Source organism: Sporosarcina sp. Y1011 (genome assembly GCF_057669885.1).
Map to the genome: position 1 here is coordinate 58577 of NZ_JBYHFP010000014.1, position 25550 is coordinate 84126.

The window sequence follows — 25550 nt, forward strand, 5'->3', positions numbered from 1 at the left end:
AAAATCAGCAATAGCTGATGAATTTGCTTTTATCATAATTTAACTTTTAACGATAAACTTTTCTCGTACGAGCTATTTCTTCGTGTTCCAAGTGACCGCACACCGTCTGGGCTATTAATTTCACAACTGATTACGTTTCCATTATTAGGTACTTTACATTGCAAAGGTGGCGGCAAGTCCTTAAACTTCGAAACACTAGAACGGATTGTAAACGCCATGAAGACGCTCGGACGCAACGGTAAGCTGTACGGAATAAACGATATTCTGACGATTGAATAATAAGAATAACCGAAAAAGGCTACGCTTGATGGCGCGGCTCTTTTTATGTCGTGCGATATCCGCATGGCTAAACGAAAAAAGCCTGTGCTTGATTGCACTAGGCTTTCCGCTCCTTATATATGAATCCATTTAATGTCGTACCTTATTCTTTCGCTAACTTTTTTGCGTGCGTGTCGTAATACTCCACCACCACATCCACTTCGACTTCCGGCTCTACTTCCGGTGTAAATAGCCATATGACAAATAATACGCCAAACGTGCCACCCCATACCACTACCCAACGCTTGTACCACATTTTCAATAAAATAACCCCCAACGAAATTTTATTTTGGCACTATTCTGATTATACACACTTCCAAATATTTCCGCTATAGCGAAAAAACTATATTAATAGGGAATTTGGGCAGCCGGGTTTTCGACTATTCGCCCAATCGCTTTATTGACTTCCGCTAATAGCGACGCGTTCACTGTTTTTAGACAAGGAAAAAACCCCCATTCAAAATACGTATTTTCTACGTAAATGAAAGGAGGTTAGCGGAGGTCGCGTAGTGCTTGCGACCAATAACGTTGTTGCAACGTCACTTTAAATGCCCTCGGCGAGAATCGAACTCACATCTTAAGCTTCGGAGGCTCACGTGCTATCCGTTGCACCACGAGGGCGTTGCCTTATTAAATAATGTTGTGTTGTAACAGTCAAGACTAAGTATACTAGTGCGGCAACACGATTGCAATGCTTATTTTAAAGCGTTATATTTGACCTTCGTTGACCATACTATGTATGATAAAGTTACAGTTGAAACGATATCTAGTTTCAATAGACCTACAATCTATCCACCTTGAAGGAGGAAATGGAATGAATCTAATACCTACAGTAATTGAACAGACTAGCCGTGGTGAACGTGCTTACGACATCTATTCCCGTCTATTGAAAGACCGTATTATCATGCTCGGAAGTGGAATCGATGACAACGTTGCGAACTCTATCGTTGCTCAACTTCTATTCCTAGAAGCTGAAGATCCAGATAAGGACATTTCCATTTATATCAACAGTCCTGGAGGAAGCGTTACAGCTGGAATGGCAATTTTTGATACGATGCAATTCATCAAACCTGACATTCAAACAATCTGCATAGGAATGGCTGCATCAATGGGATCGTTCCTACTCGCTGCCGGTACTAAAGGTAAACGCTATGCGCTTCCTAATGCTGAAGTTATGATCCACCAACCACTTGGAGGAGCACAAGGACAAGCAACAGAAATTGAAATTGCTGCTAAGCATATCTTATTCATTCGCGAAAAACTGAACTTGATTCTTTCAGAGCGTACTGGGCAACCGGTCGAAGTTATCGCGAAAGATACGGATCGCGACAACTTCATGACAGCTGAACGTGCAAAAGAATATGGCTTAATTGACCATATCATCACACGCAGTGATATGAAAGACGCACCTAAAACAAAATAATTAGTTAGAAAGCCGATTTTCCATTTTTGGAGAATCGGCTTTTTTTTTACTTAACTGGTGATTTCACGGTGAGACACGAATCTTCTTCCCGATACCAAAGCTTTTTTCTGAAAAGAAAAAAACCGCTTCTACATGTCTTCAGACAGCAGTAACGGCGAGTTATATCAATTTTCGTTTCCAACCAGATTGACAAGTGATTCTAAAGCTTGTTCTTCGTCATTTCCTTCTGCAATTAGTGTTACGCTTGTTCCTCGTGCAATGGCAAGACTCATAATCCCCATTATACTTTTCGCATTCACTTGACGTTCGTCTTTTTTCAAAAATATATCCGCCATAAATCGATTTGCCTCTTGAACAAAAAGGGCTGCTTGCCGTGCTTGTAACCCCGTTTTCATCTTCACTTCAACTGTTCTTTCTGCCATGACAGTATCTACTCCTCTCTTGGTCCGACATCGGATTCACCGACTGCCGAGTCCACCACTGCGAAGGTTTTCCGCAATTTCTTCTATTTTTCTTAAACGATGGTTTACACCTGACTTGCTCACCATTCCGCCCGTAACTAATTCTCCGAGCTCTTTTAAAGTGATATCCTGATTGTCCACCCGAAGTCTTGCGATTTCTTGTAGTCTTTCAGGTAGTTCCGCAAGGCCGATTGTTCTTTCGATGAACTTTATATTTTCAACTTGGCGCTGTGCAGCTCCTATCGTTTTGTTCATATTCGCTGTTTCACAATTCACAAGACGATTCACACTGTTCCGCATATCCCGTATAATCCGTACATCTTCAAACTTCATTAAGGAAACATGCGCACCGACAATACTTAGAAAATCCGAAATTTTTTCGGCTTCCTTTAAATACGCGATATATCCTTTTTTACGTTCAATGGATTTTGCATTCAAATGGTATTTGTTCATCAGATCGACTAGGTCTTCACTGTGTTCTTTATAGATTGAAAAGATTTCAAGATGATAGGAAGACGTTTCCGGATTATTAACGGAACCACCTGCTAGAAAAGCACCTCGTAAATAAGCGCGTTGACAGCATCTCTTTTTCACCAATTCCTTTGCAACCTCATTTTTGAATTGAAACGTACCCGTCAAGATGTAAAGATCTTCAAGAAGATCTTTCGCACCGTTTCGAATTCGACAAATATAAACATTATTCTTTTTCAAACGCATTTTTTTTCGGACGAGCAGTTCCACTTTATATGGATACAACCTTTTCAAATTTGAATAAAGCCGTCTGGCTATAGCGGCATTTTCAGTTTGCACATCTAGACTCAACTGCTTATTGGAAAAGGATAGTGCCCCATTCATCCTGATGAATGCTGCGACTTCTGCTTTTGTACAACAATCATCTGCTTCTATCTGTGTCATTTCTTTCTTTGTTTCTGATGCAAAAGACATGATTCTTCCCCTTTCTCGGCGACAATCAGGTCTGTTCCGTTTTTATCCCATTTTCCATATAATCGATAATCCATTTAGCAACCTTTTCAGAGTCATGTATTATATTACCCTCATAGAGTAGGCCGATGTCTTTTACTACAATATTCGGGACAAGTCGTTGCAACGATTCAATGTCATTTTCGACAGGCCAAGGTGGTCCAGTCAATTTCTTGCCTTGTTGCAACGATGGAAGTACTGTGCCATTTAATAATACTGTATCAATAAATGCTTCGCCTGCATGATCATACAGTGCCTGGACATGCTCTGAGGCTGTATAGCGATAGGTCTCACCTGCTTGCGTTGCCAAGTTACTAATGTATACCTTTTTCGCTTTACACCCCAATACTGCTTTACGTATCGCCTGAACAAGTAATGTCGGTAAGATACTCGTATATAAGCTGCCCGGACCAATAATGATAAGATCAGCCGCTTTAATTGCCTCAATTGTTTCAGGTAACGGTTCAACTTCTTGAGGTGATAGATATACCCTTCGAATTTTCCGTTCGTATACAGGTATTTTCGATTCGCCTGTCACGATTGTACCGTCTTCAAGTTCTGCATGCAATGTGATTCGTTGATTTGCAGCAGGCAATACTTTCCCTTTTATGTTAAGTACCCGACTCATTTGCTCAACAGCACGGGCGAAGTCACCAGTGATATCCGTCATTGCGGCCAACATTAGATTCCCAAGGGAATGGCCTTTTAAATCTTCTGATATTGAGAAGCGATACTCGAACATTTCCTCAATAAGTGGTTCAACATCTGAAAGCGCTGCCATTACTTTCCGGATATCGCCTGGAGGTGGGATATCGTATTCATCCAAAAGCCTGCCCGAACTCCCGCCATCATCAGCGACAGTGACGACCGCCGTTAAATCGACAGGATGATATTTCAATCCGCGTAATAACGTTGACAATCCGGTTCCGCCACCGAAGACCACCACTTTTTTTATATGCTTCGATTTCGGCATAGCGTCAATCCTTTCTTTTTTCAATATCCCTATGCGTAATGAGTGTCCGATACTCCTCTTTGAACCGTGTTCCGAAAAACTCGGCGAGTGTAACAGAACGGTGCTGCCCCCCGGTACAACCGAATGCAATGACAACTTGTGATTTTCCTTCATTTTTATATTGTGGGATCAGAAACTTAAATAAATCTGTCAATTTTTCAATTAGCATCTGTGTATCGTTCCACTTCAGTACATAGTCGTAGACTTCTTTCTCTAGACCGGTTTTCGGTTTTAAGTCCTCGATATAAAAGGGATTTGGTAGGAAACGTACATCAAACACGACATCTGCATCAATCGGCATTCCGTGCTTAAAGCCGAATGACAGGAAATTCAATGTAAAACCTAAATCTTCCTTAGAGGAGAATTCAGACATGATTTTTTCCCGTAATTCTCTAGGCTTTAATCCTGTCGTATTGAATATTGAACGAGCACGTCCTTTCATCTCAGTCAATAGTAGCCGTTCCTTTTTAATACCGGTTAGTGGTAATCCACCTTCCGATAGCGGATGCGAGCGTCTTGACTCTTTATAACGTCGGACTAGCGTTTCGTCGTTGGCATCGAGGAATAAGATTCGGGAAGATACGCCTTTCATCTTCAATAAATTATCTAGTGCACCGATGAGCGAATCAAAGAGATCGCCTCCCCGCGTATCCATAACAGCGGCTATCCGTTTCATACGATTCTCCGATTTCATCATCAAATCCAGAAACATAACAAGCAGCTCTGGCGGTAAATTATCGATACAATAGAACCCCAGATCTTCGAAACTCTGCACGGCTACTGTTTTACCGGCACCTGACATTCCCGTTATGATAACTATTTCAACATCGCTGTTTGGCTTCCCAATTTCGGTCATTTCCCATCACCTTCCACAGAATTCTGGATTACTTCTTTTAATAGTTTAAATTCTTCGGTGTAAAAGAACGTCCCGTATTGTATACCCTGCTTGGAAACCGCATATAGCAAATTTGTGCGGTCTCCTTCCGCCATGGGAAGCGTCTGAAGGCTTTCAACAGAATGCCACTCAAGCACGCCTTCAGTGGTTGTTTCAAAAGGTTTACCACTGAAATCAGTTGCAATGAATGTATAAAGCATCCATTCATTTTTCACGTGTTCCCCCGTATCATCAGTAATCACCATCGTATAAACGCCTTTTAAGTATGGGTCAACCGGCTTTGCACCCGTCTCCTCGGTGAATTCCCTGACTGCCGTTTCGTAAATCGACTCACCGGGATCCATCTTTCCTCCTGGGGCCACGTACCAGCCACGGCGCGGTTTTTTCAACAATAATACACGATTGTCTTTAATGACAAGTAAGTTTACTATTCTCTGCATTTGACTATCCCCACTTTTTTAATCTGCATAATACTATTATACAACGTACCATTGGAAAACGACAAAAAAAGAAGGCTAACTACCGGATTGAACCGGCAGACAGCCTAATTTAAGCTTGCTATATCAAAAGGGGGGTCAATTGATACTTTTACTATACCCCTTTGATGTTGCATTACTGTTACAGTCAGGTTAAGGTTTCATTAAAAAGTTATGCTTCTGCGCCTAACTTTTCCATTAATTCCTCGACATATTTCTGTACAGCCTGTGCAGCTATACTGCCGTCTCCTGTAGCCGTTACAACCTGCCTCAATAACTTCTCACGCACATCACCTGCAGCATAAATGCCTGGTACAGATGTCTCCATGATTTCGTTCGTAGCGATATAACCATTTTCGTCTAGAATTCCAAGTTTAGCAAAAGGAGCTGTTAACGGATCCATTCCGATATAGACAAACATGCCATCCGTTTCAAATTCTCTTTCAGAATTATCGATTGTTGAAACAAGTGTCACGGAACCGACTTTCCCTCCATTACTGTTAACTTCTTTGACAGAAGAATTCCAGATAAATTCAATCTTATCATTTGCAAATGCACGATCTTGAAGGATTTTTTGTGCTCGTAATTCACCGCGTCGGTGAACAATCGTCACTTTATCCGCAAACCGTGTCAAATAGGCTCCTTCTTCCACAGCAGAGTCTCCGCCGCCTACAACAACTAGCTCTTTCTTACGGAAGAAAGCACCGTCACAAACCGCACAATAGCTTACGCCTCGTCCAGTGAGTTCTGTTTCGCCTGGAATACCCATCTTTTTGTATTCGGCGCCAGTCGTAATTATAATTGCACGTGCTTTATATTCTTTGTCCCCAACGACAATCGTCTTATAACTGTGTCCGTCAATAACATCTGTAACATCACCATAAGCATATTCCGCGCCAAACTTTTTGGCATGTTCAAACATTTTTGTAGAAAGATCGGGACCGAGTATATGTTCGAATCCAGGATAATTCTCAATTTCTTCCGTGTTTGCCATTTGACCACCCGGTATTCCACGTTCAAGCATTAGCGTTGAAAGGTTCCCCCGTGATGTATAAACAGCAGCCGTCATCCCCGCAGGGCCGGCACCAATAATGATGACATCATAAATCTTCTCAGTTGTCATGTGAACTTCCTCCTCCACAACATTTACAACATAAATCGTATAGGATTTTGGCCTTCTATTCAACTTTATTGCTTATGAATGACAGTGTATGGGAAGCGGCGTCACAACATTAAACATCGAATTGCGGAAGATATTCTATCAACTCACCAACGTATTTCGTCAAGGTGGGCACTGAGATACCAAATCCCTTAGCAATTGCTGTCTTGGTCACACCCGGATAACGGGATGATTGAAACATATAATCTGCCGCTGCTGCAAGCGCTCTTGGATTTCGGAAAGAATACGATTGGCTAAGCCCCGTTTCACACAAAGTAAACCACATTTGGAAAAGATGTGTCGCTTGTTTATCCAACGGACAGTATTTGGCATAGAGCAAGTCCGTCGTTTCTAGCGCCCTCATAAATGACTTATCGAACTTACTTTCCGGCATGAACTCATAGTCCAGCCCACTTGCCAGGAAAAGCCGTTCAAAATTACTTAGTTTTTCAATTTCGATATATGACGGATGTGAGATAATTTCCTGCTTATGTCCTGACTTTCCAAGAAGATAAAACCCAAACATCCTTTCACTTCTATAGGGATTTGTAATTTTACTTAAAAGAAATCCCCTATCCTGTTCAAGTGAATCCGATTTTATGATCTCTTGGACATCTTTCCAAGGCTCATATCCAACTTTCGTTGGATCTAAGTCGACTAACTTTGCATATGCATCTCTTGCAACTGTTTCGTGTCCAGAAAAATAAGCAGAATGGGAAAGCCAGAAATAATAGCCCGTATCTCCTTCAAACCCTCTTTTCTGTAAACTTCTGAGCCAGTTATATGCTTCTTTATGTCGGCCAATCAGCGCAAACGTAGCACCTAGTTTATAGCGATTTTCAATTTGATACGGTTTTATCTTCACGAGTAAAGCAAGTAAAGACTCTAAGTCCTCTTCCTTTTTTTCATAATAATAAAAGACCGCAAGATTACAGAGTGCATGAATATTTCCTTTATTACCCTCTAAAACGACATGGAGTAATTCGCTGGCTCGCTCATTTTGCCCAATGTAAAAGTAGGCAAGTGCTAAATTGTTATGCGCCGCCCAAAACTCGGGATAGTCGACTATAATTTGCTCAAGCAATTCTACAGCTGCCGTAAAATCCCCTGATTCCATCAATCGACGAGCTTTTTCCTGGAGAAAATACACTTCACCATCCGGCATTTCATCATCATTAAATGATTCTTCTTGTTCTGCAAAGTCAATAATCTCCATTGAATCATCAGCAAAAGTACCATCCGGATTAAGTGAAATATACTTTTCAGCATACATTTTTGCATCACGTAACATACCCAGATGTGCATGTACTTCTGCCAAGTAAAAGATAATTTCCTCTTCAGACGGGTCAAGTGTATTCGCTGTCATAAGCAGCTCGTGCGCTTCTTCAAAACGTCCCTCTTCCATAACAAGCACACCGTATTCCATAAGAATCTTTGGATCTTCAGGACTGAGTTCAGTCGCTCTCTTTAAATATCTTTGTGCATCATCAAAACGATCGCGCTGCATTGCTTGAACTGCTTTATTATAATAAAATTCACCGTCCGGATTGAACGAAATGACATTTTTTTCATGCTTCTTACTAAGTTTATCCAATCATATTCCCCCACAAAAATAAGAAGGAACGCAAAGTACGTTCCTTCCCGTATTGTCCCCCATTATATCATAATTAACGCGAAAATTAGCTACTTTCAACTATTTTCCTCTACGATTGAGTTTTGTTGTCGAACTTTCATCTGCTCTTCAGTGAAGATAATTTTTATCGGATTTCCTCCTGCGAACACGCCTGCCGGAATATCACGATTAACAAGGGATGCCGCAGATATAACCGCTCCGTCGCCGATTTCGATTCCAGGTAGGATCAGTGTATTCGCTCCGATTAAGACATTCTTTCCGATGACAACGTCACCAATACGGTACTCATCAATTAAGTATTCATGGGCAAGGATCGTCGTATTGAAACCGATAATTGAATTATCACCGACCTTTATCCGTTCAGGGAACATAACATCTGGCATCACCATGAGTGCAAATGACGTCTTATGTCCAACTTCCATTTTTAAAAAATTGCGATACAGAAAGTTTTTCATGGGCATGAACGGTGTATACCTTGAAATTTGAATGACAATAAAGTTTTTTGCCACTTTGAAAAATGGAACTGTCTTATATATATGCCAGAGCGAATTTGCGCCATCTTTTGCGGGGTACCTTTCAGTACGTCTCACGCCTCTATACCTTTAACCATGTGCAACAGGTCTGAAATATGTTGCAGCATAAAGTCCGGGTTAAATGACTGTAGAAATTCTTCGCCTTTTGCAGACCACGCAACTCCAGCGGTACGTACTCCAGCATTTTGCCCACCCACTATATCATGATAGTTATCCCCTATCATCAGCGCTTCATCCGCTGTGGCACCCAAGCGATTGAGAGCCAACAGAATGGGTTCTGGATCAGGTTTAGTTTTCACGACATCATCCATTGCGATGACTTCGTCAAATACACCTTCCACGTCAAGAAGCCCCAAACCTCTGATAACCATATCTTTTTTCTTAGTGGAGACAATCGCCATTTTCATGCCCGCCGTTTTCAATAACCTCAATGTTTCTGAAACACCGTCAAATTCGCTTGACAGCTCATCATGCATTGATCTATTCCATGCTCTATATTCTTCTATCAGTAATTCTGTTTTTTCAGGGTCAACCGAGTCAAATGTTTCATTCAAAGTCGGCCCAAGAAACGGCAGTATGTCAATTCGCTCATACTTCCCAGGATAATGATTACCTAGGACGTACTGGAATGTTTGTATAATCAATTCATTTGTATCAAGTAACGTTCCGTCAAAGTCGAATAAAAGTGTTGTAATTGGTTTAGCCATCTGAAATCGGAACTCCCTTCTCTTTCTTTTGTTCAGCACGTCTCCAGACAAATGCGACAATGATTGTCAACACGAAGGCTGTTATAACCCTAATTATCAATAATGGCAGAATAGGAATGCCTAACGGAATAAAAATCAAGGTGTCTTCGACAATCGCATGACAAGCTACAAGAAATATGAATGCCAGTGTCGCATCTTTTTTGCTCACGCCGTCCTCTTGTACCGCTTGAATCATTATGCCTGCACCATAAGCTAGACCGATGACTAGACCTGCAACAAGTGTCATTGAAGCATTTGGTTGAACACCGATCACTTTTGTGAAGGGTGCCAGTTTCTCTGAAAACTTTTGTAAGTAATTACGGTCTTTCAAAAACTGTACGAGAATCATGAGAGGAATAACAATCAGAGCAAGCTGCAGTACGCCGAATGATGCTTTTTGCACACCTAGCAAAAGAATTTCAAGCCACCCACTCGGCAATTCCGAAACTTTCGGAGCCATCCCGTACTGTGCCGTCTCTCCTCCGCCTTTCCACATCAGGTTTATGATAATACCTGACATAAACGCAAGTCCAAATCGCACTAAGAGCACGATCCATACCTTTACCCCAACCTTTACCGCCACGCCTGTTTCAATGAATATATTATGTGAAAAAGACAACATCACGGCAATGATGAATACTTCCTTCACTGTCAATTCTAACGACAAAATACCTGCGATCCCCGCATATAAATTGAGTGCATTACCAAGAACTAATGGAATTGCAGCTTCACCACTCAAGCCAAATATCCCCATAAACGGTGCGATTAACTTAATAAGCCATGGCAACAAAGGGGTATGCTGTAAAATGACAACAAGCACTGTTATTGGAAAAATAATTTTCCCAAGTGACCAAGTTGTACGTAGCCCCGCCTTTAGTCCATTTTGAAGTGTCCCCATTCCCCATTCCCCTTTTTCTAATCTTTATAATTCACATCAACTTTTTGAATATACCTTCTTACGATGAAAACAATAAGTGCTACGATTATAGTAACAACGGATACAAGCTGTGCCGCCCGTAGTTCACCGATAACATATAGGCTATCCGTTCGCATTCCTTCTATGAAGAAACGTCCTGCTGAATACCATACTAGATAAAAGAGGAACGTTTCACCACGCTTCAAGTTCACTTTACGCAATAAAAGAATGATGATTAGCCCAACGATATTCCACATGGATTCATACAAAAATGTCGGATGGTATGTAACGCCTTCAATGGTCATCTGATTCATGATCCAATCCGGAATAATCGTCGTTTCGAGGAACTTTTCCGAAACAGGACCTCCGTGCGCTTCCTGATTCATAAAGTTGCCCCAGCGCCCGATAATTTGACCGATTAAAAGTCCGGCTGCTGCAATATCAACCGTTTTCCAAAATGAAATACCTCTTTTTTTCGTATAAAAATAGGTCGTGATAAAGGCACCAATCAATGCGCCATGGATTGCAATGCCTCCCTCCCAGATTTGAATAATTTGGCCCGGATGGTCTTTATAGTAATCCCACGAGAATAGTACATAATAGATTCTTGCACTTATAATCGCAATTGGAACTGCCCAAATTAACAAATCAGTTAAAAAATCAGGGTGCATCCCACGTTTCACCATTTCTTTTTGAACAACAAAAAATGCGAGAATAATGCCCAGTGCAATTAGAATGCCATACCATCTAACTTCCAATGGTCCAAGCGAGAATGCAATCGGGTTTATTGCCAGTAATTCAAACATCCATCAACCATTCCTTTCTCTCACGAAGCATTAGTTTAGATTTCCATCGATTTGAGCATCCAGTTTTCTCGAAAACTCCTCTGCCGCATTGATGCCAAGCTTTTTCATCCGGTAATCCATCGCTGCAACTTCGATAATAACGGATAAGTTACGTCCAGGACGTACCGGTACAGTAAGTTTCGTCAATTCCGAATCTACAATTTTCATCTTCTCGTCATCGAGACCCAGACGTTCGTATATCTTCTCAGGATCCCAAATCTCAAGATCGATCACAATTAAAATCCGTTTATCACTTTTAACAGCACTTGCCCCAAACAACGTCATCATATCTACAATTCCAACTCCGCGGATTTCCAGCATATGTTCTAGAAGTTTTGGCGCATTTCCAATCAAAACATTTTTGGCGACTTGCCTAATTTCAACGAGATCGTCTGCCACAAGACGATGTCCCCTTTTAACGAGTTCAAGAGCTGTCTCACTTTTACCCACACCACTTTTACCGGTAATGAGGATACCAATTCCATATACATCTACCAACACTCCATGAACTGCAGTCATTGGTGCGAGTCTGCCACTAAGATAGTTCGTCAGCATACCCGAAAATCGTGTAGTCGGAATGTCTGTACTCAAAATAGGAATTCCCCTGTTGTTCGCTGCCACCATTAATTCAGTCGGCACATCCATATCATGTGCCACTATGATGGCTGGAGTTTTTTTTGTACAGAGTCTTTTCATTCGATCTATTCGTTCGGACTTCGTCAAATTTGCGAAAAACGATAGTTCCGTTTTACCAAGAAGTTGAACGCGATCTGCCAGATAGTAATTGAAATAGCCAGCCATTTCAAGACCTGGTCTTGAAATATCACTTGTATGTATTTCCCGCTCGATTCCCTGTTCGCCTGCTCTCAGTTCTAGAAAGAGCCTTTCTTGAACATCTTTCACTGTTACATAAGCCATTGATGCGCCCCCCTTTTTATCATATATCCCAAACGTCTAAGCCTCATTTTACCATGCCCACTTTCAAATGAAATGATTATGTGTCAAAACGGTCCATAAGCAGATACCTTTTTCCTACCTAGAAGGTGAGAAAAGATGTGAAGTGTAGACCGCTTGGCGCTTTGGGGATGCCTTTCGCCATGAGCCTGCGCTGGGGTTGTTCCATTATTGATAGTAAATTTGAGATGTATGGAATGAAATTATAATGTCAGTACTATTTGATTCTAATTACATTGAAGAATGACAGACTACAGATTGCAAATCTAATCCCCGTCAATGAAATGTGCCTTCATACATAGAGTATCCAGCGCAGGCGCGTCTACGTGGTAGCCGGAGCGATAAGACTTATGGAGGGATGCAGTTCAATCCCTCCCTGCTCTCCTTTCCGGCTTATCGCGGGAGGCATCCACAAAGCGGTATTAGCAGGACTTCTAATTCTATCCATTAAAAAAAGAACAGTTGTAGCACCTATAAATCGGTGCACGACTGTTCTTTCAATAACTCTGGTTGATCTATTCTTTTTTCGCATTATAACAAACAAGCACAGAACCTGTTTTTGCTTCACCAAAGATATGAAGGGGTGATGTATTTCCTTCCACGTCTTTCTTAAAGTGAATTGTCCGTTGCAACAATTGTTCTTGCTCAACAGTCCGATTGACATCATCTAGCTGAAGGTCAAGGCGACCCATGTTGGACGCGATTTCACCTGATAAGGCAGAGCCAGCAGGAATATAAATTTCAACCGATCCGCTCATTGTTTTTGCTTCAATTTTTTCTGCGGCAGGATCCGTTGTTGTAACAACGACATGTCCGTTTAGGGATTGTGCTTCTACATCTTTCACAGCCCCGTCGATATACACTCGGCCATTCAGCGTTTCCGCTTCAATCGTATTACCCGTAACGCTGTTTAATGCGATTGCACCATTCACCGTTTCAAATTCACCGTTTTTAAACGTCAATTCTGCAATCTCAATTTTCCCATTCGCAGTCTTTACACGCACTTTATCCGCTGTTGCGTCTTTCATCTTAAACGAACCGTTCATCAATTGGACGGATATTTTTGCATAGTCTTTTTTCGGGATATATAATTCAACATTCACTTGTGCCATTTTCATATCACTTGAAAGTCTAATTTTCCCTTCATCGTTAACGAACAACAATTTTTCAAGAAAATCTTTTTTGGCTTTTTCTTCTGATTCACTATTATAACTTTTCACCGTAAAGTCTGCGCGAACTTCTTCCGTTTCACCAGTGTGAATTGTTACTTTACCATTGTCAACATCAATCACTACTTTATCGATACCACTAGCATTCTTGGCCATCGTATGGGTGAATGTTTGAGAATTTCCAAACGGCGAATCGAATTCAAATGTTTTCACTTTTTGTACGGCAGTCTGCATAAATTGCATAAACCTGTCCCCGACATTAGAAAAATCTTTTCGTAAATCCTCAAGGAATTCATCCATTGAAGGATGTCCCTGTTCCTTATTCTCAGCGTTTGGTTCAACTTTTTCGAACGGATCAACTTTTTCGAAGGGATCAACCTTATCCTGTTTTTGGCTCACAGGTTCTTCGTTAGACTCATATGTTTTCTTTTCTATTGGTTGTGCAGTTGCTGGTTGGTTCGTCTGTCCCAATGCTTCTAGAAGTGTCAATGCTTCGTCAGTCGTGATTGTACCGTTTTCCAACATTGTTAAAATCCGTTTCCGTTCAGTTTGCATAATTACTCCTCCTAGTATGGTGGTGATTCGGATTTCTCCGTAAATTTACATCTAAGTATATATACGAACAGATGTGAAAAAAGTTTCATTTCACAACTTTTTCAGCATCCTCAATCATAATCTCCATCCTTTTTCTTTCCCGTTCAAGAATCGGTTTTAAATAGTATCCTGTATAGGAAACACTAGACTCAGCTACTTTTTCAGGAGTACCTGTCGCAATAACTTTTCCGCCTTTGTCACCGCCCTCAGGACCTATATCAATAATGTAATCAACGGTTTTTATCACATCAAGATTGTGTTCAATTACCAACACAGTATTTCCCGTATCCACAAGTCTCTGTAACACAACTAGTAATTTGGCAATATCATGGACATGCAAACCGGTGGTCGGCTCATCAAGGATATAGAACGACTTTCCGTTTGAGCGTTTATGCAATTCAGATGCCAGTTTCACACGTTGTGCCTCACCACCTGACAATGTTGTCGCAGGCTGTCCAAGCTTTATATAACCTAGCCCCACATCTACAATTGTTTGAAGTTTACGGTTTATCTTTGGAATGTTTTCAAAGTACAATAATGCGTCATCCACCGTCATCGCTAGAACATCCGCAATATTTTTCCCTTTATATGTTACTTCCAGTGTTTCACGATTATATCGTTTTCCATGACAAACCTCACATGGTACATAAACGTCTGGTAAGAAGTGCATTTCTATTTTAATAATCCCATCACCGCGGCATGCTTCACAGCGGCCACCCTTAACGTTGAAGCTGAAACGACCTTTTTTATATCCCCGAACTTTCGCCTCATTCGTCGATGCAAAAACATCTCGGACATCATCGAACATGCCCGTGTAGGTCGCCGGATTGGACCTAGGCGTACGTCCGATTGGTGATTGATCAATTTCAATAACTTTTTCAAGTTCCTCAAGACCAGTTACAGTTTTATATTGTCCCGGCTTCTGCTTTGATCTGTTCAGTTTCTGGGCAAGTACTTTATAGAGAACTTCATTGACTAGTGAACTTTTCCCTGAACCTGAGACGCCTGTAACCGCTATAAATTGCCCTAGCGGAATATCTACATTTACATTTTTTAAATTATTTTCAGAAGCGCCCTTAATAACGACTTCACGGCCATCAGGTTTACGTCGTTCCAAAGGCAGCTGTATGAATTTTTTGCCACTTAGATACTGACCTGTCAGTGATTTCGGATCATTCATCACGTGTTCAGGCGTACCCGCAGAAACGATTTCTCCGCCCGCGACACCTGCACCTGGTCCTATATCTATCAAATAATCAGCAGCCATCATTGTATCTTCATCATGTTCAACGACGATTAGTGTGTTGCCAATATCACGCATACTTTTAAGTGTACTAATCAGCCTATCATTATCACGTTGGTGAAGTCCTATTGATGGTTCATCCAAAATGTAGAGGACACCTGTTAGTCTCGACCCAATTTGTGTTGCCAATCGAATTCGTTGCGCTTCTCCTCCAGAAAGAGTTCCCGCTGCTCTTGAAAGCGACAAGTAGTCGAGTCCTACATTAATAAGGAATCCAAGCCGCTCTTCGATTTCTCGTAAAATGAGTTTCGCGATTTGTGTATCTTTTTCAGAAAGTACAAGATTTTTGAAAAACCGGTCTGCTTCAACAATGGAGAGTTCCGTCACTTTCCCGATATGGACATCGTTTACTTTGACCGCGAGTGATTCCTTTTTCAAACGGTAACCTGCGCACGTCGGACATGGTCGCTGTGACATGTACTTTTCCATTTGTTCCCGAATATAATCCGATGATGTTTCCTTAAAACGACGTTCCACATTTGCTAAAACACCTTCAAAATAAATGTTGTTATCCCGCGTTCCCCCGAATTCGTTTGTATAACGGAATCGGATCTTTTCATCGTCTGAACCATTTAATAGTTTATCAAGGTCGTCCTGTGCTAATTCACTAACCGGCACATTCATGGCTATACCAAAATGATCTGCGACAGTTTTTAAAAGTTCCGGATAGTATTGAGAACTTGTCGGAGCCCATGGAACAATTGCATTATCTTTTAAGGTGAGTGTTAGATCTGGTATCACTAACTCCGGATCTACCTCTTGTTTCGTCCCTAGCCCATCACATTCCTGACAAGCACCAAACGGACTATTGAACGAAAACATTCTCGGTTCCAATTCACCAATTGAAAACCCGCATAATGGACAAGCATGGTGTTCACTAAACAGGATTTCTTCTCCATCCATAACGTCAACCATTACAGTTCCTTCAGCGAGCCGAAGAGCTGATTCAAGAGAGTCACTCAGACGCGGTGCTATGTCTTCCTTAATGACAATCCGGTCAATGACGACTTCTATTGTATGCTTCTTGTTTTTGTTCAATTCAATATTGTCATCCAAGTCAATGATTTCACCATTTACACGTATACGCACGTAACCTTGTTTCTTTATATCTTCAATCAGTTTGACATGCGTTCCCTTTCGACCTGAAACAATCGGTGCAAGCACTTGAATTCGTGCACGATCTGGCAGTTTCATCAGATGATCGACCATTTGCTCAATTGTCTGCGATGAGATTTCTGTTCCATGAATTGGACAGATTGGTTTCCCTACACGTGCATAGAGAAGTCGTAGATAATCATATATTTCAGTTGCAGTTCCGACAGTAGAACGAGGATTACGACTTGTCGTTTTCTGATCAATTGAAATCGCGGGCGATAGCCCTTCAATAACATCAACGTCAGGCTTGTCCATTTGTCCTAAAAACTGTCTGGCGTAAGAGGACAAAGATTCAACATACCTTCTTTGCCCTTCAGCGTAAATTGTATCGAAAGCAAGTGAAGATTTCCCGGAGCCGGAAAGGCCGGTCATAACGACTAGTTGATCACGAGGAATCTTCACATCTATATTTTTCAAGTTATGCGCACGTGCGCCCTGTATGACGATTTCTTTATTTTTCATAAAATCCTACCTTTCAGACTTCAACTCCAAGATCGTATCCCTAATTTCAGCAGCACGTTCGAAGTCGAGTGCTTTTGCAGCTTCTTTCATCTCTTTCTCTAGAGTTACTAGAAGTGTCATTTTTTCGTCCTTCGTCAGTTTCTTGCCTTGTGTCACCTTTTCTAGATAAGTAATTGCTTCTTCAGATACGAGCGTTGCACGGATGACGTCGCGAATTTCTTTCTTAATAGTTGTCGGTGTTATGCCATGTTTCACGTTATATTCTCTTTGAATATCACGGCGTCGACGGGTTTCATCAATCGCTTTCGTCATGGAATCCGTCATTCGGTCGGCATACAAGATGACGTGACCATTTGAATTACGTGCTGCACGCCCCATCGTCTGGATGAGAGCACGCTCGGAACGAAGGAATCCTTCCTTATCCGCGTCTAGAATCACAACAAGTGATACTTCCGGAATATCGATTCCTTCTCTCAAAAGGTTAATGCCGATTAGTACGTCATATGTTCCAATTCTCAGTTCCCGAATTATTTCAATTCGTTCAAGCGTCTTGATCTCAGAATGAAGATACTGTACTTTTATACCAATTTCTTTTAGGTAGTCAGTTAAATCCTCTGACATTTTCTTCGTCAATGTCGTAATTAGTACCCGTTCGTTATTTTTCGTCCGTTCTCTAATTTGACCAATCAAGTCATCTATTTGTCCATTAATTGGACGGACTTCAATCGTCGGATCCAGTAGACCTGTTGGACGAATAATTTGCTGAATCATTTCGGGTGTATGTTCAATTTCGTAAGGACCGGGTGTTGCAGAAACATAAATAGCTTCATGTACATGACCTTCAAATTCCTGGAAAGTTAGCGGCCTGTTGTCAAGCGCTGAAGGTAAACGAAAACCATGTTCCACAAGTACTTTCTTCCTTGCCTGGTCACCGTTATACATTCCACGTATTTGAGGAAGTGAGACATGACTTTCATCTACAATGACTAGGAAATCATCTGGAAAATAGTCAAGGAGCGTGTAGGGTGTTGCCCCCGGCGGACGAAGTGTCAAATGGCGGGAATAGTTCTCTATACCAGAACAGAAACCCATTTCCCTCATCATTTCAAGGTCATATCGCGTCCTCTGTTCAAGGCGCTGCGCTTCTAAAAGCTTGTCTTGACTGCGGAATTCTTTCAAACGTTCTTCTAGTTCTATTTCAATATTTTCAATTGCCTTTACCATTTTGTCATCACCCGTAACGAAATGGGATGCTGGAAAAATGGCAACGTGTTCTCGTTCACCCAGGATTTCACCAGTAAGTGAATCCACTTCACGAATGCGTTCAATTTCATCGCCAAAAAACTCGATTCGGAGGCATTGTTCATCCTGTGAAGCTGGCAAAAGTTCGACAACATCGCCGCGCACCCTGAATGTACCGCGTGTAAAACTTATATCATTCCGTTCGTATTGAATATCTACAAATTTACGGAGCAACTCATTGCGTCCAATCTCCATTCCCGGTCGCAGCGATACTACATGTTCATTATATTCTGTCGGGGAACCGAGACCATAAATGCATGAGACGGAAGCGACGATTAGTACATCATTCCGTTCAAATAAAGAAGATGTAGCCGAGTGTCGCAACTTATCAATTTCATCGTTTATACTTGAGTCTTTTTCAATGAAGGTATCTGTATGAGCGATGTATGCTTCCGGCTGATAGTAATCATAGAAACTGACAAAGTACTCAACAGCGTTATCAGGGAAAAATTCTTTAAATTCACTATATAATTGACCAGCAAGTGTTTTGTTGTGGGCAATGACAAGTGTTGGTTTATTAATTTCTGTTAAGACGTTCGAGACTGTGAATGTTTTTCCGGTTCCAGTTGCACCGAGTAAAGTCTGGTGCTTCTCTCCCCGTTCATGACCCTCCAAAAGCTTCGCAATTGCATACGGCTGATCGCCTTGTGGAGTGTAAGGGGCTTGCAATTTAAATTTTTGGTTCATCGAAGTCACTCCCATATATACTACTTCTATCTTATCACTTTACCCATCTTTTGACGAGTAAAAAGCGAACATACGTTTTTCAATGGATTTATTTTCTAATTAAAGCGAAAAAAAACGCTGCATGTCTATTCAACATGTAGCGTCAACTCACTTTTCAATCATTCTCTTCAATTTTAACAAGTCTTTCTGAATACAATAAGAAGGCGCTTTCATCCCGACAATCGAGTGCTGCATCAATTAAAACCGCGAGTCGATACTTCGTCTGCTCCCTGTGTAAATGTTTTAAGAAAAGATCCAAATAAATTTCATTCAACAACTTTTCCGCTTGAAGCGAAGAACTGTTTTTTCCGACGGCCTTCAAAAACTCGGCATATGAATAGTTGTTCTCCATCGCTCTCACCCCTGATGCCTTTTATATAGTATATCTAATTTCAGAGAGAAGTTGCAAGGGTTTTTTGAATATTCTATTTTTAAACTTTTACAAAAGATAAATCCCGTCTGCAATTACTTACAAACGGGATGAATTTACCTTATTCGTCTTCCTTCTTTTCCCCAGTCAATCTAATAGTAGCTTCAGAAGTAATGAGAATGACAGCCCCTACTAGAAATGGTATTGTCGAGACTCCATAAAGATATAGGGAAGCAACTGTAACAACCGCTGCTTGAATCCATTGAACCGAACGAACGATTTTCCTAATTGAGCCAGGTCGCGTGTCTTCCTTCTCAGGAAACAGCATATCCATTCGGAAATCATCCCCCGCACGCAATGCATAAATAAGCTGAACTGCCGAGGCAAATGCAAGCGCCCCAGAGAAAATGAATACAACAATTGGGAATGGAATGAATATCGCACCAAGTGCTGAAATTACAGTCAACCTCACCCATAACCAAAAAATATCATCCGTTCGAATAAATGTACGCTTAATCAGGTAGGTCTGTGAAACACTCTTGCCGAAAGTGGGAGAACCTGTTATAAATCCAAGCCAACCTCTTCTACTAACGGATCCTTTCAGATGCGGAACGTCCGTAAAGTAGTTAGCGAACCGGTAAAACCGCATCATACGATTCTGTTCAAGTGAAATAAAGTGATCGTATGGGAAAGGCTTTACCATCCTCTTTTTCCGCCAGTAGAAGTTGTACATTCCGATAAGGACTGCAATAACTGGAATGTAAAGGAAACTTCCTACAAGGAAAGCATAAATAAGTATTCCCGCCAATAAAAACCGCAGGGCCCTGTCCAACCAGACCTTTTCTCCATCTAAAACATGCCTGAAATTATATTCCGACTCAACGAATGCCCACTTAATAAGCACTATGAAGATTGCGATGGCGATGAATTCTGTTTTCGTTCCAGTCCCCGTGGCAGAAAGTAACGGGAGTGCCACTATATAAAGAATAAAAGGCAATGGCAATTGTGAGAAAAAGCTCCAACTTAAAGATCGTTTTATATAAGAACTTAGTTTATTTTCTAGCGGCAAAAAGTATACCGTATCTGCCGGTTTCAAGAGTGTCACGGGTGGTGATATAGCAAGGACAGCACCAAGTATGACAGCCGTCAGTAGAGCCGCTGGAAAGTCTGCTGGCACTTCTTTTAGCCACTCACTATACGTGTATCCCCCCGCTCCAATTGTAAAAACAAGAACAATTGCCAAGTGTCCCGTAAATACATATTTCAAATACTTTTGAAGTTCGGTTATATAATGGACGAACCGAGAACCCCATATTTCACGCAAATTGTTCATTGTCATGATCCTCTGTCATCGCAATATACAAGTCATCCAATGATGCTCCTGGTCGTCCGAATGCTTTTCTCAAGTCATCCATCGTCCCTTCCGCCCGCACTCGTCCTTCGTGCAGCAAAATGATCCTGTCGCAATGTTTTTCCGCGGTCGACAACACATGGGTCGACATGAGGATGGAAGCCCCGTTTTCTGTTCTTTCCGTCATCTGTTCCAACAGTGATTTGATAGCAATCGGATCAAGACCTACAAATGGCTCATCAATAATATATAAAGAAGGATTGACGAGAAATGCACACATAATCATTACTTTTTGGCGCATCCCTTTTGAAAAATGTGCAGGAAACCAGTTTAAACGCTTCTCCATACGGAATTCTTTCAATAGCTCATCCGAACGAGCATCAAACACTTTTTTATCAAGACCGTACGCCATTGCTGTTAACTCCAGATGCTCCTTGAGCGTCAACTCTTCATAAAGAATTGGCGTTTCTGGAATATAAGTGAACGCCTTTCTATACTTTTCGGAATCCTCGCTGAACGTCACCCCATTCACTCGGATTTCTCCGCTATGGGGATTCATCAATCCAATAATATGTTTAATAGTCGTACTTTTACCCGCCCCATTGAGCCCAATTAGACCTACTAGCTCACCTTGTCCGATGTTAAAGGATAAATCATGCAGGACAGGCTTGCGTGTATAGCCTCCTGATACGTCTTTCAATTCAAGAATTTCCATACCCAACCTCCATTCTTCAATTCATTTTAGCAAAATACTGTGCAAAAAGCTTTCTACTTCATGCAGCTGCTAGTTAAAAATATGCTACACTTGTCCCATTCATGAAAAGGAGTGACGAAATGACTGCATGTATTTTTTGTAAAATCATTGAAGGCACCATCCCTAGTGTCAAAATCTATGAAGACGAGCACGTAATCGCTTTCATGGATATTATGCCTGTAACGAAAGGGCATACCCTAATCATCCCTAAAACACATCGCGAAAACATCTATGATTTAACTTCGGAAGAAGCGGCCCAGCTGTTTTCGGTTGTTCCGAAAATTGCCAACGCACTAAAAGATGAATTCAAACCTTCAGGAATGAATTTACTCCAAAACAATGGTGCCCCCGCCGGTCAAGCCGTGTTTCACTTTCACTTGCACCTTATCCCTCGTTATGATGAAACGGATGGGTTCCAACCGACATTTGAGACAAATGAAGCAGAATCAGACCAAGAACGCATTCAGGAAATTGCACAAAGCATCCGCACAAAGTTGAGAAGTTAAGCTTGCAAAGTTTCTGAAAACAGTGTAATATTTGTAATAAGTTTTTCGTTGCCGATCATGAGGATACGTCAAGAAAAACTAAAATACTAGATGAGCCGAGGAGAGATTAGAAATGAAAACAAAAAATCTTGTGTTGATGTCATTATTGACTGCTGTGGGTACTGCATTATATTTAATCATTCCCCCAATTGCCGGTGGAATGAAGCCTGATTTCATGCTAACAATGATGTTTATTGGCATATTGTTATTTCCGGAAGTACGTAGTGTATTTTTACTAGGAATGACAAATGGTATCCTATCTGGAATGTTTTCATCCCTTCCAGGAAGTCTAATCCCGAATGTTATCGATAAATTAGTAACTGCATTTGTAGTCTATCTGGTTATTATCGCCTTCAAAAAGATTGCTAGCAACCTAGTAGCTGCTACTGTCGTTGCAGGGCTAGGTACATTACTATCAGGAACTATTTTCCTTTCAGTCGCAATTTTCATATTCAACATAAATCTACCATTTTCAGTTTTATTCCTAACAGTTGTACTTCCAGCTGTTGCAATGAATGCAGTTGCCTTTTTCCTGATCTATCCAATCGTTACAAACTTGGTAAAACGATCTTCGTTCAAAACTGCATTATCCAATTAAAATGACTACTCAAGCTTTCTGTCTACAAGAGGAAAGCTTTTTTTGATTGCTCAGAAACCTTATAAGTGTTTTAATTAAACTATAGCAAGGAATACTATTCATATACAGGAAGGAGTGCATTTTAGAATGAAAGCATCTACATTTTTCACCGGACTAGCAGCAGGTTCAGTCGCGGCTGCGGTTACGGTATTATATTCAACACCGCAATCAGGAAGACAACTACGAACATCTGTAAAAAGCGCTTCCAGCGACATGAAAGAGATGTTTAAAGATGTAAAAGTTAAAGTTGCTGATTTAAAAGAATCCATTTCACATTTGAAGAAAGAATCACGTGAAACTGTTCCCTCTGCAATTGAAGGGATAAATGATTCTGTTGAAAAATGGCAACAGTCTACTGAGCCAAATAGAGAACGGATGGAGAAAGAAATTGCTGCAATCCAAACCGCTCTTGAAGAACTCGAACAGACTATCGCGGCACAACAAAAATAAATTTAAATCCAATAATGCAGTCAGATTCTCACTTGAAGACTACGCTTTGCAGGTCTTTTTCGTGTGATTGTGACTGCGTTTTTTTCTTTTTACTTCTATTTCCCACTAAAGTTATTATCTAATTAAAAGTTTTTTTGCAATTCTTACTTTTTTCTTCTTTGCTTTCCTGCTATAATAAAAAGAAGCGTAAAAAAATAGGAAGTAGGTGTTACAATGGCAGATCAAAGATATTCACCAAAAGAAGCAATGATTTTCAGTCAAAGGGTTGCGCAGATGTCAAAAGCACTTTGGAAAGCTGTTGAAAAAGATTGGCAACAGTGGATAAAACCTTATGACTTGAATATTAATGAACATCATATTTTATGGATTTCCTACCATCTTCAAGGAGCTACAATTTCCGATATAGCTAAATTTGGAGTTATGCATGTATCGACCGCATTCAACTTTTCGAAGAAGTTAGAAACACGGGGTTATTTGCGCTTTTATAAAAAAGACGATGACCGACGTAATACATATGTAGCAGTGACAGATGAAGGTGAAAGACTCATACTCGAAATGAACGAAAACTACTATAACACCAACCATGGTATTTTGGAGGGCTCTCTGCCGATAAAAAATCTTTACGGCAAATTCCCGGAATTCCTGGAGGTCATGTCTGTGGTTAAAAATATTTATGGTGAGGATTTCATGGAAATCTTTGAACGCGGTTTTGAAAATATTAAAGATGCTTATGATGATTCCACAGGCGAAATGATTGCAGTTAGTCAAACAAAAGATCCCGAAGAATCTAAAAGCCCAGTATTTTCCTCAGAGGAAAATTAATTTCATTTTATACTCACTTCTGCTATGATTACCTTGGTACGTTAAAGGGGAGGAATAGATTTGATCCTATTTATCACAATTCTGTTCTCATTATTCTATCTGTTTCAGATCAATAAAATGACATATGCGCTTTGCGAGTCCAAAGAGATTCCCGAGGAAAAGCAACCGAAAATATACACGACCGTAAACGTTCTTGTAACAATACTGATTGTGTCATTTTACCTAGAAATTCTGTTACAAGTATAAAAAAAGTCCACTCCCTTTTGTACGGGAATGGACTTTTTTCATTTTGAAGCTTCTGACACTAGCGATTTAACGCTTTTCTCATCTTAGTAAACGAAGGCTGCACCGACAATGATTAGTAAGATGAACAATACAACAATCAACGCAAAGCCCGAAGAACCCTGGTTATATCCGCTCATAAGAGCACCCCCTCTCTCTCTATGTATCCTATGCGGAATCATTGAGCCTTTGTAGGCAGATTATCCGAGGGGAACCTTTTTGTTTTAGAATCGTTTTATGATATGATATCTACTGTTGCACATAAAAGTTAGGGGAGATTTCAAAATGAAAAAAACTGTTTTAGCACTTACAATGGCTGCATCCGTTCTTGTACTTTCAGCATGTAGTGACAAGAATACTGATGAGGAAATCATTGCTACTTCTAATAATGGCGATATTACAAAAGCAGATTTATATGATGAAATGAAAGATGCAATTGGAATCCGAGTTGTTGAAAACCTAATTCTCCAACAAGCGATTGAAAGTGAATATAAAGTTTCAGATGAAGAAGTAAAAGAAGCGATTGCATCACAGAAAGAACAATATGGTGATAGCTTTGAAATGTACCTATTGCAAAATGGCATGACAGAAGAGTTCTTCGATAAAAATGTTAAATCCCAATTGATTCAACAAAAAATGATTGAATCCATTGAAGTAAGTGATGAAGAAATCAATGAAGGTATCGCTAACAAGAAAAAAGAAATCAATGCACGTCATATTTTAGTAAAAGATAAAAAGACGGCAGACGAAGTTCTTGTTAAATTGAAAGACGGCGGTGATTTCGCGGAACTTGCGAAAGAATACTCCACTGAAGAAGTTGCACAAGAAACAGGTGGCGATTTAGGTTGGTTCGGACCTGGTAAAATGGTCCCTGAATTTGAAGAAGCTGCATTCGCACTTAAAAAAGGAGAAATCAGTGAGCCTGTAAAATCAAGCTTCGGTTTCCACATCATTGAACTTGTTGACACACGTGAAGCTAAACTTGAGCAGACAGACGAAGAGCTCAAGGCAGAAGTCACGGACGGCCTCAAGAAAGTTAAATTCGAAGAGAAACTTGTCAAGCTGTTGAAAGACTCAAAAATCGATATTAAAGCGGATGAGTTTAAAGACGCACTTGAAGGTTACCTTCCAACTGAAAAAGCTGACGAAACTGAAAAAACCGACAAAAAATAATACGTTGAACAAAGTCGCGGGAAGGTTTTATATAAAGGCTTCCACGAGATTTTATAATTCCGGTTCTAAGTCAAATGTTGGGGTGATGTGATTTGCACGTCAC

28 protein-coding genes and 1 tRNA gene are annotated in these 25550 nt (G+C 40.7%); 7 read left to right on the top strand and 22 right to left on the bottom strand.

The window, feature by feature from the left end; translation table 11 throughout:
- Positions 1-32 precede the first annotated feature (32 nt).
- The 3 genes from AC25Y5_RS14230 to AC25Y5_RS14240 form a co-directional block, all read right to left on the bottom strand.
- On the bottom strand, positions 33-377 hold the full coding sequence (locus AC25Y5_RS14230; protein ID WP_488140864.1) for a hypothetical protein: 345 nt from the start codon (positions 375-377) through the stop codon (positions 33-35).
- 44 nt (positions 378-421) lie between these two features.
- The gene (locus AC25Y5_RS14235) at positions 422-580 is read right to left on the bottom strand and encodes a hypothetical protein (RefSeq protein ID WP_482102339.1); all 159 of its coding nucleotides are present in this window, start codon (positions 578-580) and stop codon (positions 422-424) included.
- 287 nt (positions 581-867) lie between these two features.
- Positions 868-939 (bottom strand) — tRNA-Arg (locus AC25Y5_RS14240).
- Positions 940-1132: 193 nt separating this feature from the next.
- Here AC25Y5_RS14240 and clpP point away from each other — a divergent pair.
- On the top strand, positions 1133-1741 hold the full coding sequence (clpP, locus tag AC25Y5_RS14245; RefSeq protein WP_482102340.1) for an ATP-dependent Clp endopeptidase proteolytic subunit ClpP: 609 nt from the start codon (positions 1133-1135) through the stop codon (positions 1739-1741).
- Between the two features lie 164 nt (positions 1742-1905).
- Here the strand turns inward: clpP and AC25Y5_RS14250 are convergent, their stop codons facing one another.
- The 18 genes from AC25Y5_RS14250 to AC25Y5_RS14335 form a co-directional block, all read right to left on the bottom strand.
- Positions 1906-2163: an HPr family phosphocarrier protein gene (locus tag AC25Y5_RS14250; RefSeq protein ID WP_482102341.1), complete on the bottom strand. Its 258-nt coding sequence runs from the start codon at positions 2161-2163 to the stop codon at positions 1906-1908.
- 36 nt (positions 2164-2199) lie between these two features.
- On the bottom strand, positions 2200-3147 hold the full coding sequence (whiA, locus tag AC25Y5_RS14255) for a DNA-binding protein WhiA (RefSeq protein WP_482102342.1): 948 nt from the start codon (positions 3145-3147) through the stop codon (positions 2200-2202).
- 25 nt (positions 3148-3172) lie between these two features.
- Positions 3173-4156 carry a gluconeogenesis factor YvcK family protein gene (locus AC25Y5_RS14260; RefSeq protein WP_488140865.1) on the bottom strand — a complete coding sequence of 328 codons (984 nt, stop codon included), beginning with the start codon at positions 4154-4156 and terminating at the stop codon, positions 3173-3175.
- 4 nt (positions 4157-4160) lie between these two features.
- On the bottom strand, positions 4161-5051 hold the full coding sequence (gene rapZ, locus AC25Y5_RS14265) for an RNase adapter RapZ (protein WP_482102344.1): 891 nt from the start codon (positions 5049-5051) through the stop codon (positions 4161-4163).
- The gene (locus tag AC25Y5_RS14270; protein ID WP_488140866.1) at positions 5048-5530 is read right to left on the bottom strand and encodes an NUDIX hydrolase; all 483 of its coding nucleotides are present in this window, start codon (positions 5528-5530) and stop codon (positions 5048-5050) included. Before AC25Y5_RS14270 ends, rapZ begins: the two co-directional genes overlap by 4 nt.
- A 208-nt stretch (positions 5531-5738) precedes the next feature.
- Complete coding sequence (trxB, locus tag AC25Y5_RS14275; RefSeq protein WP_482102346.1) at positions 5739-6689, bottom strand: thioredoxin-disulfide reductase; 951 nt, start codon at positions 6687-6689, stop codon at positions 5739-5741.
- A gap of 109 nt (positions 6690-6798) precedes the next feature.
- Positions 6799-8319, bottom strand: coding sequence for a tetratricopeptide repeat protein (locus tag AC25Y5_RS14280; RefSeq protein ID WP_488140867.1), 1521 nt, complete (start codon positions 8317-8319; stop codon positions 6799-6801).
- A gap of 95 nt (positions 8320-8414) precedes the next feature.
- Positions 8415-8948, bottom strand: a complete 534-nt coding sequence (locus tag AC25Y5_RS14285; protein WP_488140868.1) for an acyltransferase — start codon at positions 8946-8948, stop codon at positions 8415-8417.
- A complete protein-coding gene (gene ppaX, locus AC25Y5_RS14290; RefSeq protein ID WP_482102349.1) occupies positions 8945-9598 on the bottom strand; it encodes a pyrophosphatase PpaX in 654 nt (217 codons plus the stop codon). The genes AC25Y5_RS14285 and ppaX overlap by 4 nt, the downstream gene beginning before the upstream one ends.
- Complete coding sequence (locus AC25Y5_RS14295) at positions 9591-10535, bottom strand: nucleoside recognition domain-containing protein (RefSeq protein ID WP_482102350.1); 945 nt, start codon at positions 10533-10535, stop codon at positions 9591-9593. The genes ppaX and AC25Y5_RS14295 overlap by 8 nt, the downstream gene beginning before the upstream one ends.
- Positions 10536-10552: 17 nt before the next feature.
- A complete protein-coding gene (lgt, locus tag AC25Y5_RS14300) occupies positions 10553-11359 on the bottom strand; it encodes a prolipoprotein diacylglyceryl transferase (protein WP_488140869.1) in 807 nt (268 codons plus the stop codon).
- A 30-nt stretch (positions 11360-11389) separates the two neighbouring features.
- The gene (hprK, locus tag AC25Y5_RS14305; protein ID WP_488140870.1) at positions 11390-12316 is read right to left on the bottom strand and encodes an HPr(Ser) kinase/phosphatase; all 927 of its coding nucleotides are present in this window, start codon (positions 12314-12316) and stop codon (positions 11390-11392) included.
- A 551-nt stretch (positions 12317-12867) separates the two neighbouring features.
- Positions 12868-14076, bottom strand: a complete 1209-nt coding sequence (locus AC25Y5_RS14310) for a DUF4097 family beta strand repeat-containing protein (protein ID WP_488140871.1) — start codon at positions 14074-14076, stop codon at positions 12868-12870.
- An 85-nt stretch (positions 14077-14161) separates the two neighbouring features.
- On the bottom strand, positions 14162-17035 hold the full coding sequence (uvrA, locus tag AC25Y5_RS14315; protein ID WP_488140872.1) for an excinuclease ABC subunit UvrA: 2874 nt from the start codon (positions 17033-17035) through the stop codon (positions 14162-14164).
- 6 nt (positions 17036-17041) lie between these two features.
- The gene (gene uvrB, locus AC25Y5_RS14320) at positions 17042-19024 is read right to left on the bottom strand and encodes an excinuclease ABC subunit UvrB (protein WP_488140873.1); all 1983 of its coding nucleotides are present in this window, start codon (positions 19022-19024) and stop codon (positions 17042-17044) included.
- Positions 19025-19178: 154 nt separating this feature from the next.
- Positions 19179-19415 (bottom strand): IDEAL domain-containing protein, encoded by a 237-nt coding sequence (locus AC25Y5_RS14325; protein ID WP_482103283.1) that lies wholly within the window; start codon positions 19413-19415, stop codon positions 19179-19181.
- A 139-nt stretch (positions 19416-19554) separates the two neighbouring features.
- Positions 19555-20766: an ABC transporter permease gene (locus tag AC25Y5_RS14330; RefSeq protein WP_488140874.1), complete on the bottom strand. Its 1212-nt coding sequence runs from the start codon at positions 20764-20766 to the stop codon at positions 19555-19557.
- Positions 20750-21499 (bottom strand): ABC transporter ATP-binding protein, encoded by a 750-nt coding sequence (locus AC25Y5_RS14335; RefSeq protein ID WP_488140875.1) that lies wholly within the window; start codon positions 21497-21499, stop codon positions 20750-20752. Before AC25Y5_RS14335 ends, AC25Y5_RS14330 begins: the two co-directional genes overlap by 17 nt.
- Before the next feature lie 119 nt (positions 21500-21618).
- Between AC25Y5_RS14335 and AC25Y5_RS14340 the strand changes: the two genes are divergently transcribed.
- From AC25Y5_RS14340 to AC25Y5_RS14360, 5 genes are all read left to right on the top strand, one after another.
- The gene (locus tag AC25Y5_RS14340) at positions 21619-22044 is read left to right on the top strand and encodes an HIT family protein (RefSeq protein ID WP_488140876.1); all 426 of its coding nucleotides are present in this window, start codon (positions 21619-21621) and stop codon (positions 22042-22044) included.
- Between the two features lie 112 nt (positions 22045-22156).
- Positions 22157-22681: a tryptophan transporter gene (locus AC25Y5_RS14345; RefSeq protein WP_482106253.1), complete on the top strand. Its 525-nt coding sequence runs from the start codon at positions 22157-22159 to the stop codon at positions 22679-22681.
- A 126-nt stretch (positions 22682-22807) separates the two neighbouring features.
- Complete coding sequence (locus AC25Y5_RS14350; RefSeq protein ID WP_482103278.1) at positions 22808-23170, top strand: YtxH domain-containing protein; 363 nt, start codon at positions 22808-22810, stop codon at positions 23168-23170.
- Positions 23171-23383: 213 nt separating this feature from the next.
- Complete coding sequence (locus AC25Y5_RS14355; RefSeq protein ID WP_488140877.1) at positions 23384-23992, top strand: HTH-type transcriptional regulator Hpr; 609 nt, start codon at positions 23384-23386, stop codon at positions 23990-23992.
- Positions 23993-24052: 60 nt separating this feature from the next.
- Positions 24053-24238 carry a hypothetical protein gene (locus tag AC25Y5_RS14360; protein WP_482103277.1) on the top strand — a complete coding sequence of 62 codons (186 nt, stop codon included), beginning with the start codon at positions 24053-24055 and terminating at the stop codon, positions 24236-24238.
- A gap of 83 nt (positions 24239-24321) precedes the next feature.
- On the opposite strand, the gene AC25Y5_RS14365 is transcribed toward AC25Y5_RS14360, so the two are convergent.
- A complete protein-coding gene (locus tag AC25Y5_RS14365) occupies positions 24322-24414 on the bottom strand; it encodes a YjcZ family sporulation protein (RefSeq protein ID WP_179393195.1) in 93 nt (30 codons plus the stop codon).
- A 145-nt stretch (positions 24415-24559) separates the two neighbouring features.
- On the opposite strand from AC25Y5_RS14365, the gene AC25Y5_RS14370 reads away from it, so the two are divergent.
- A complete protein-coding gene (locus tag AC25Y5_RS14370) occupies positions 24560-25447 on the top strand; it encodes a peptidylprolyl isomerase (protein WP_488140878.1) in 888 nt (295 codons plus the stop codon).
- The last annotated feature ends 103 nt before the right edge of the window (positions 25448-25550 follow it).

Bases quoted from the DNA above. Each gene is read 5' to 3' on its own strand.
- clpP (WP_482102340.1), top strand. From the start codon at position 1,133: ATGAATCTAATACCTACAGTAATTGAACAGACTAGCCGTGGTGAACGT.
- AC25Y5_RS14250 (WP_482102341.1), bottom strand. From the start codon at position 2,163: ATGGCAGAAAGAACAGTTGAAGTGAAGATGAAAACGGGGTTACAAGCA.
- whiA (WP_482102342.1), bottom strand. From the start codon at position 3,147: ATGTCTTTTGCATCAGAAACAAAGAAAGAAATGACACAGATAGAAGCA.
- AC25Y5_RS14260 (WP_488140865.1), bottom strand. From the start codon at position 4,156: ATGCCGAAATCGAAGCATATAAAAAAAGTGGTGGTCTTCGGTGGCGGA.
- rapZ (WP_482102344.1), bottom strand. From the start codon at position 5,051: ATGACCGAAATTGGGAAGCCAAACAGCGATGTTGAAATAGTTATCATA.
- AC25Y5_RS14270 (WP_488140866.1), bottom strand. From the start codon at position 5,530: ATGCAGAGAATAGTAAACTTACTTGTCATTAAAGACAATCGTGTATTA.
- trxB (WP_482102346.1), bottom strand. From the start codon at position 6,689: ATGACAACTGAGAAGATTTATGATGTCATCATTATTGGTGCCGGCCCT.
- ppaX (WP_482102349.1), bottom strand. From the start codon at position 9,598: ATGGCTAAACCAATTACAACACTTTTATTCGACTTTGACGGAACGTTA.
- AC25Y5_RS14295 (WP_482102350.1), bottom strand. From the start codon at position 10,535: ATGGGGACACTTCAAAATGGACTAAAGGCGGGGCTACGTACAACTTGG.
- lgt (WP_488140869.1), bottom strand. From the start codon at position 11,359: ATGTTTGAATTACTGGCAATAAACCCGATTGCATTCTCGCTTGGACCA.
- hprK (WP_488140870.1), bottom strand. From the start codon at position 12,316: ATGGCTTATGTAACAGTGAAAGATGTTCAAGAAAGGCTCTTTCTAGAA.
- AC25Y5_RS14310 (WP_488140871.1), bottom strand. From the start codon at position 14,076: ATGCAAACTGAACGGAAACGGATTTTAACAATGTTGGAAAACGGTACA.
- uvrA (WP_488140872.1), bottom strand. From the start codon at position 17,035: ATGAAAAATAAAGAAATCGTCATACAGGGCGCACGTGCGCATAACTTG.
- uvrB (WP_488140873.1), bottom strand. From the start codon at position 19,024: ATGAACCAAAAATTTAAATTGCAAGCCCCTTACACTCCACAAGGCGAT.
- AC25Y5_RS14325 (WP_482103283.1), bottom strand. From the start codon at position 19,415: ATGGAGAACAACTATTCATATGCCGAGTTTTTGAAGGCCGTCGGAAAA.
- AC25Y5_RS14330 (WP_488140874.1), bottom strand. From the start codon at position 20,766: ATGAACAATTTGCGTGAAATATGGGGTTCTCGGTTCGTCCATTATATA.
- AC25Y5_RS14335 (WP_488140875.1), bottom strand. From the start codon at position 21,499: ATGGAAATTCTTGAATTGAAAGACGTATCAGGAGGCTATACACGCAAG.
- AC25Y5_RS14340 (WP_488140876.1), top strand. From the start codon at position 21,619: ATGACTGCATGTATTTTTTGTAAAATCATTGAAGGCACCATCCCTAGT.
- AC25Y5_RS14345 (WP_482106253.1), top strand. From the start codon at position 22,157: ATGAAAACAAAAAATCTTGTGTTGATGTCATTATTGACTGCTGTGGGT.
- AC25Y5_RS14350 (WP_482103278.1), top strand. From the start codon at position 22,808: ATGAAAGCATCTACATTTTTCACCGGACTAGCAGCAGGTTCAGTCGCG.
- AC25Y5_RS14355 (WP_488140877.1), top strand. From the start codon at position 23,384: ATGGCAGATCAAAGATATTCACCAAAAGAAGCAATGATTTTCAGTCAA.
- AC25Y5_RS14365 (WP_179393195.1), bottom strand. From the start codon at position 24,414: ATGAGCGGATATAACCAGGGTTCTTCGGGCTTTGCGTTGATTGTTGTA.
- AC25Y5_RS14370 (WP_488140878.1), top strand. From the start codon at position 24,560: ATGAAAAAAACTGTTTTAGCACTTACAATGGCTGCATCCGTTCTTGTA.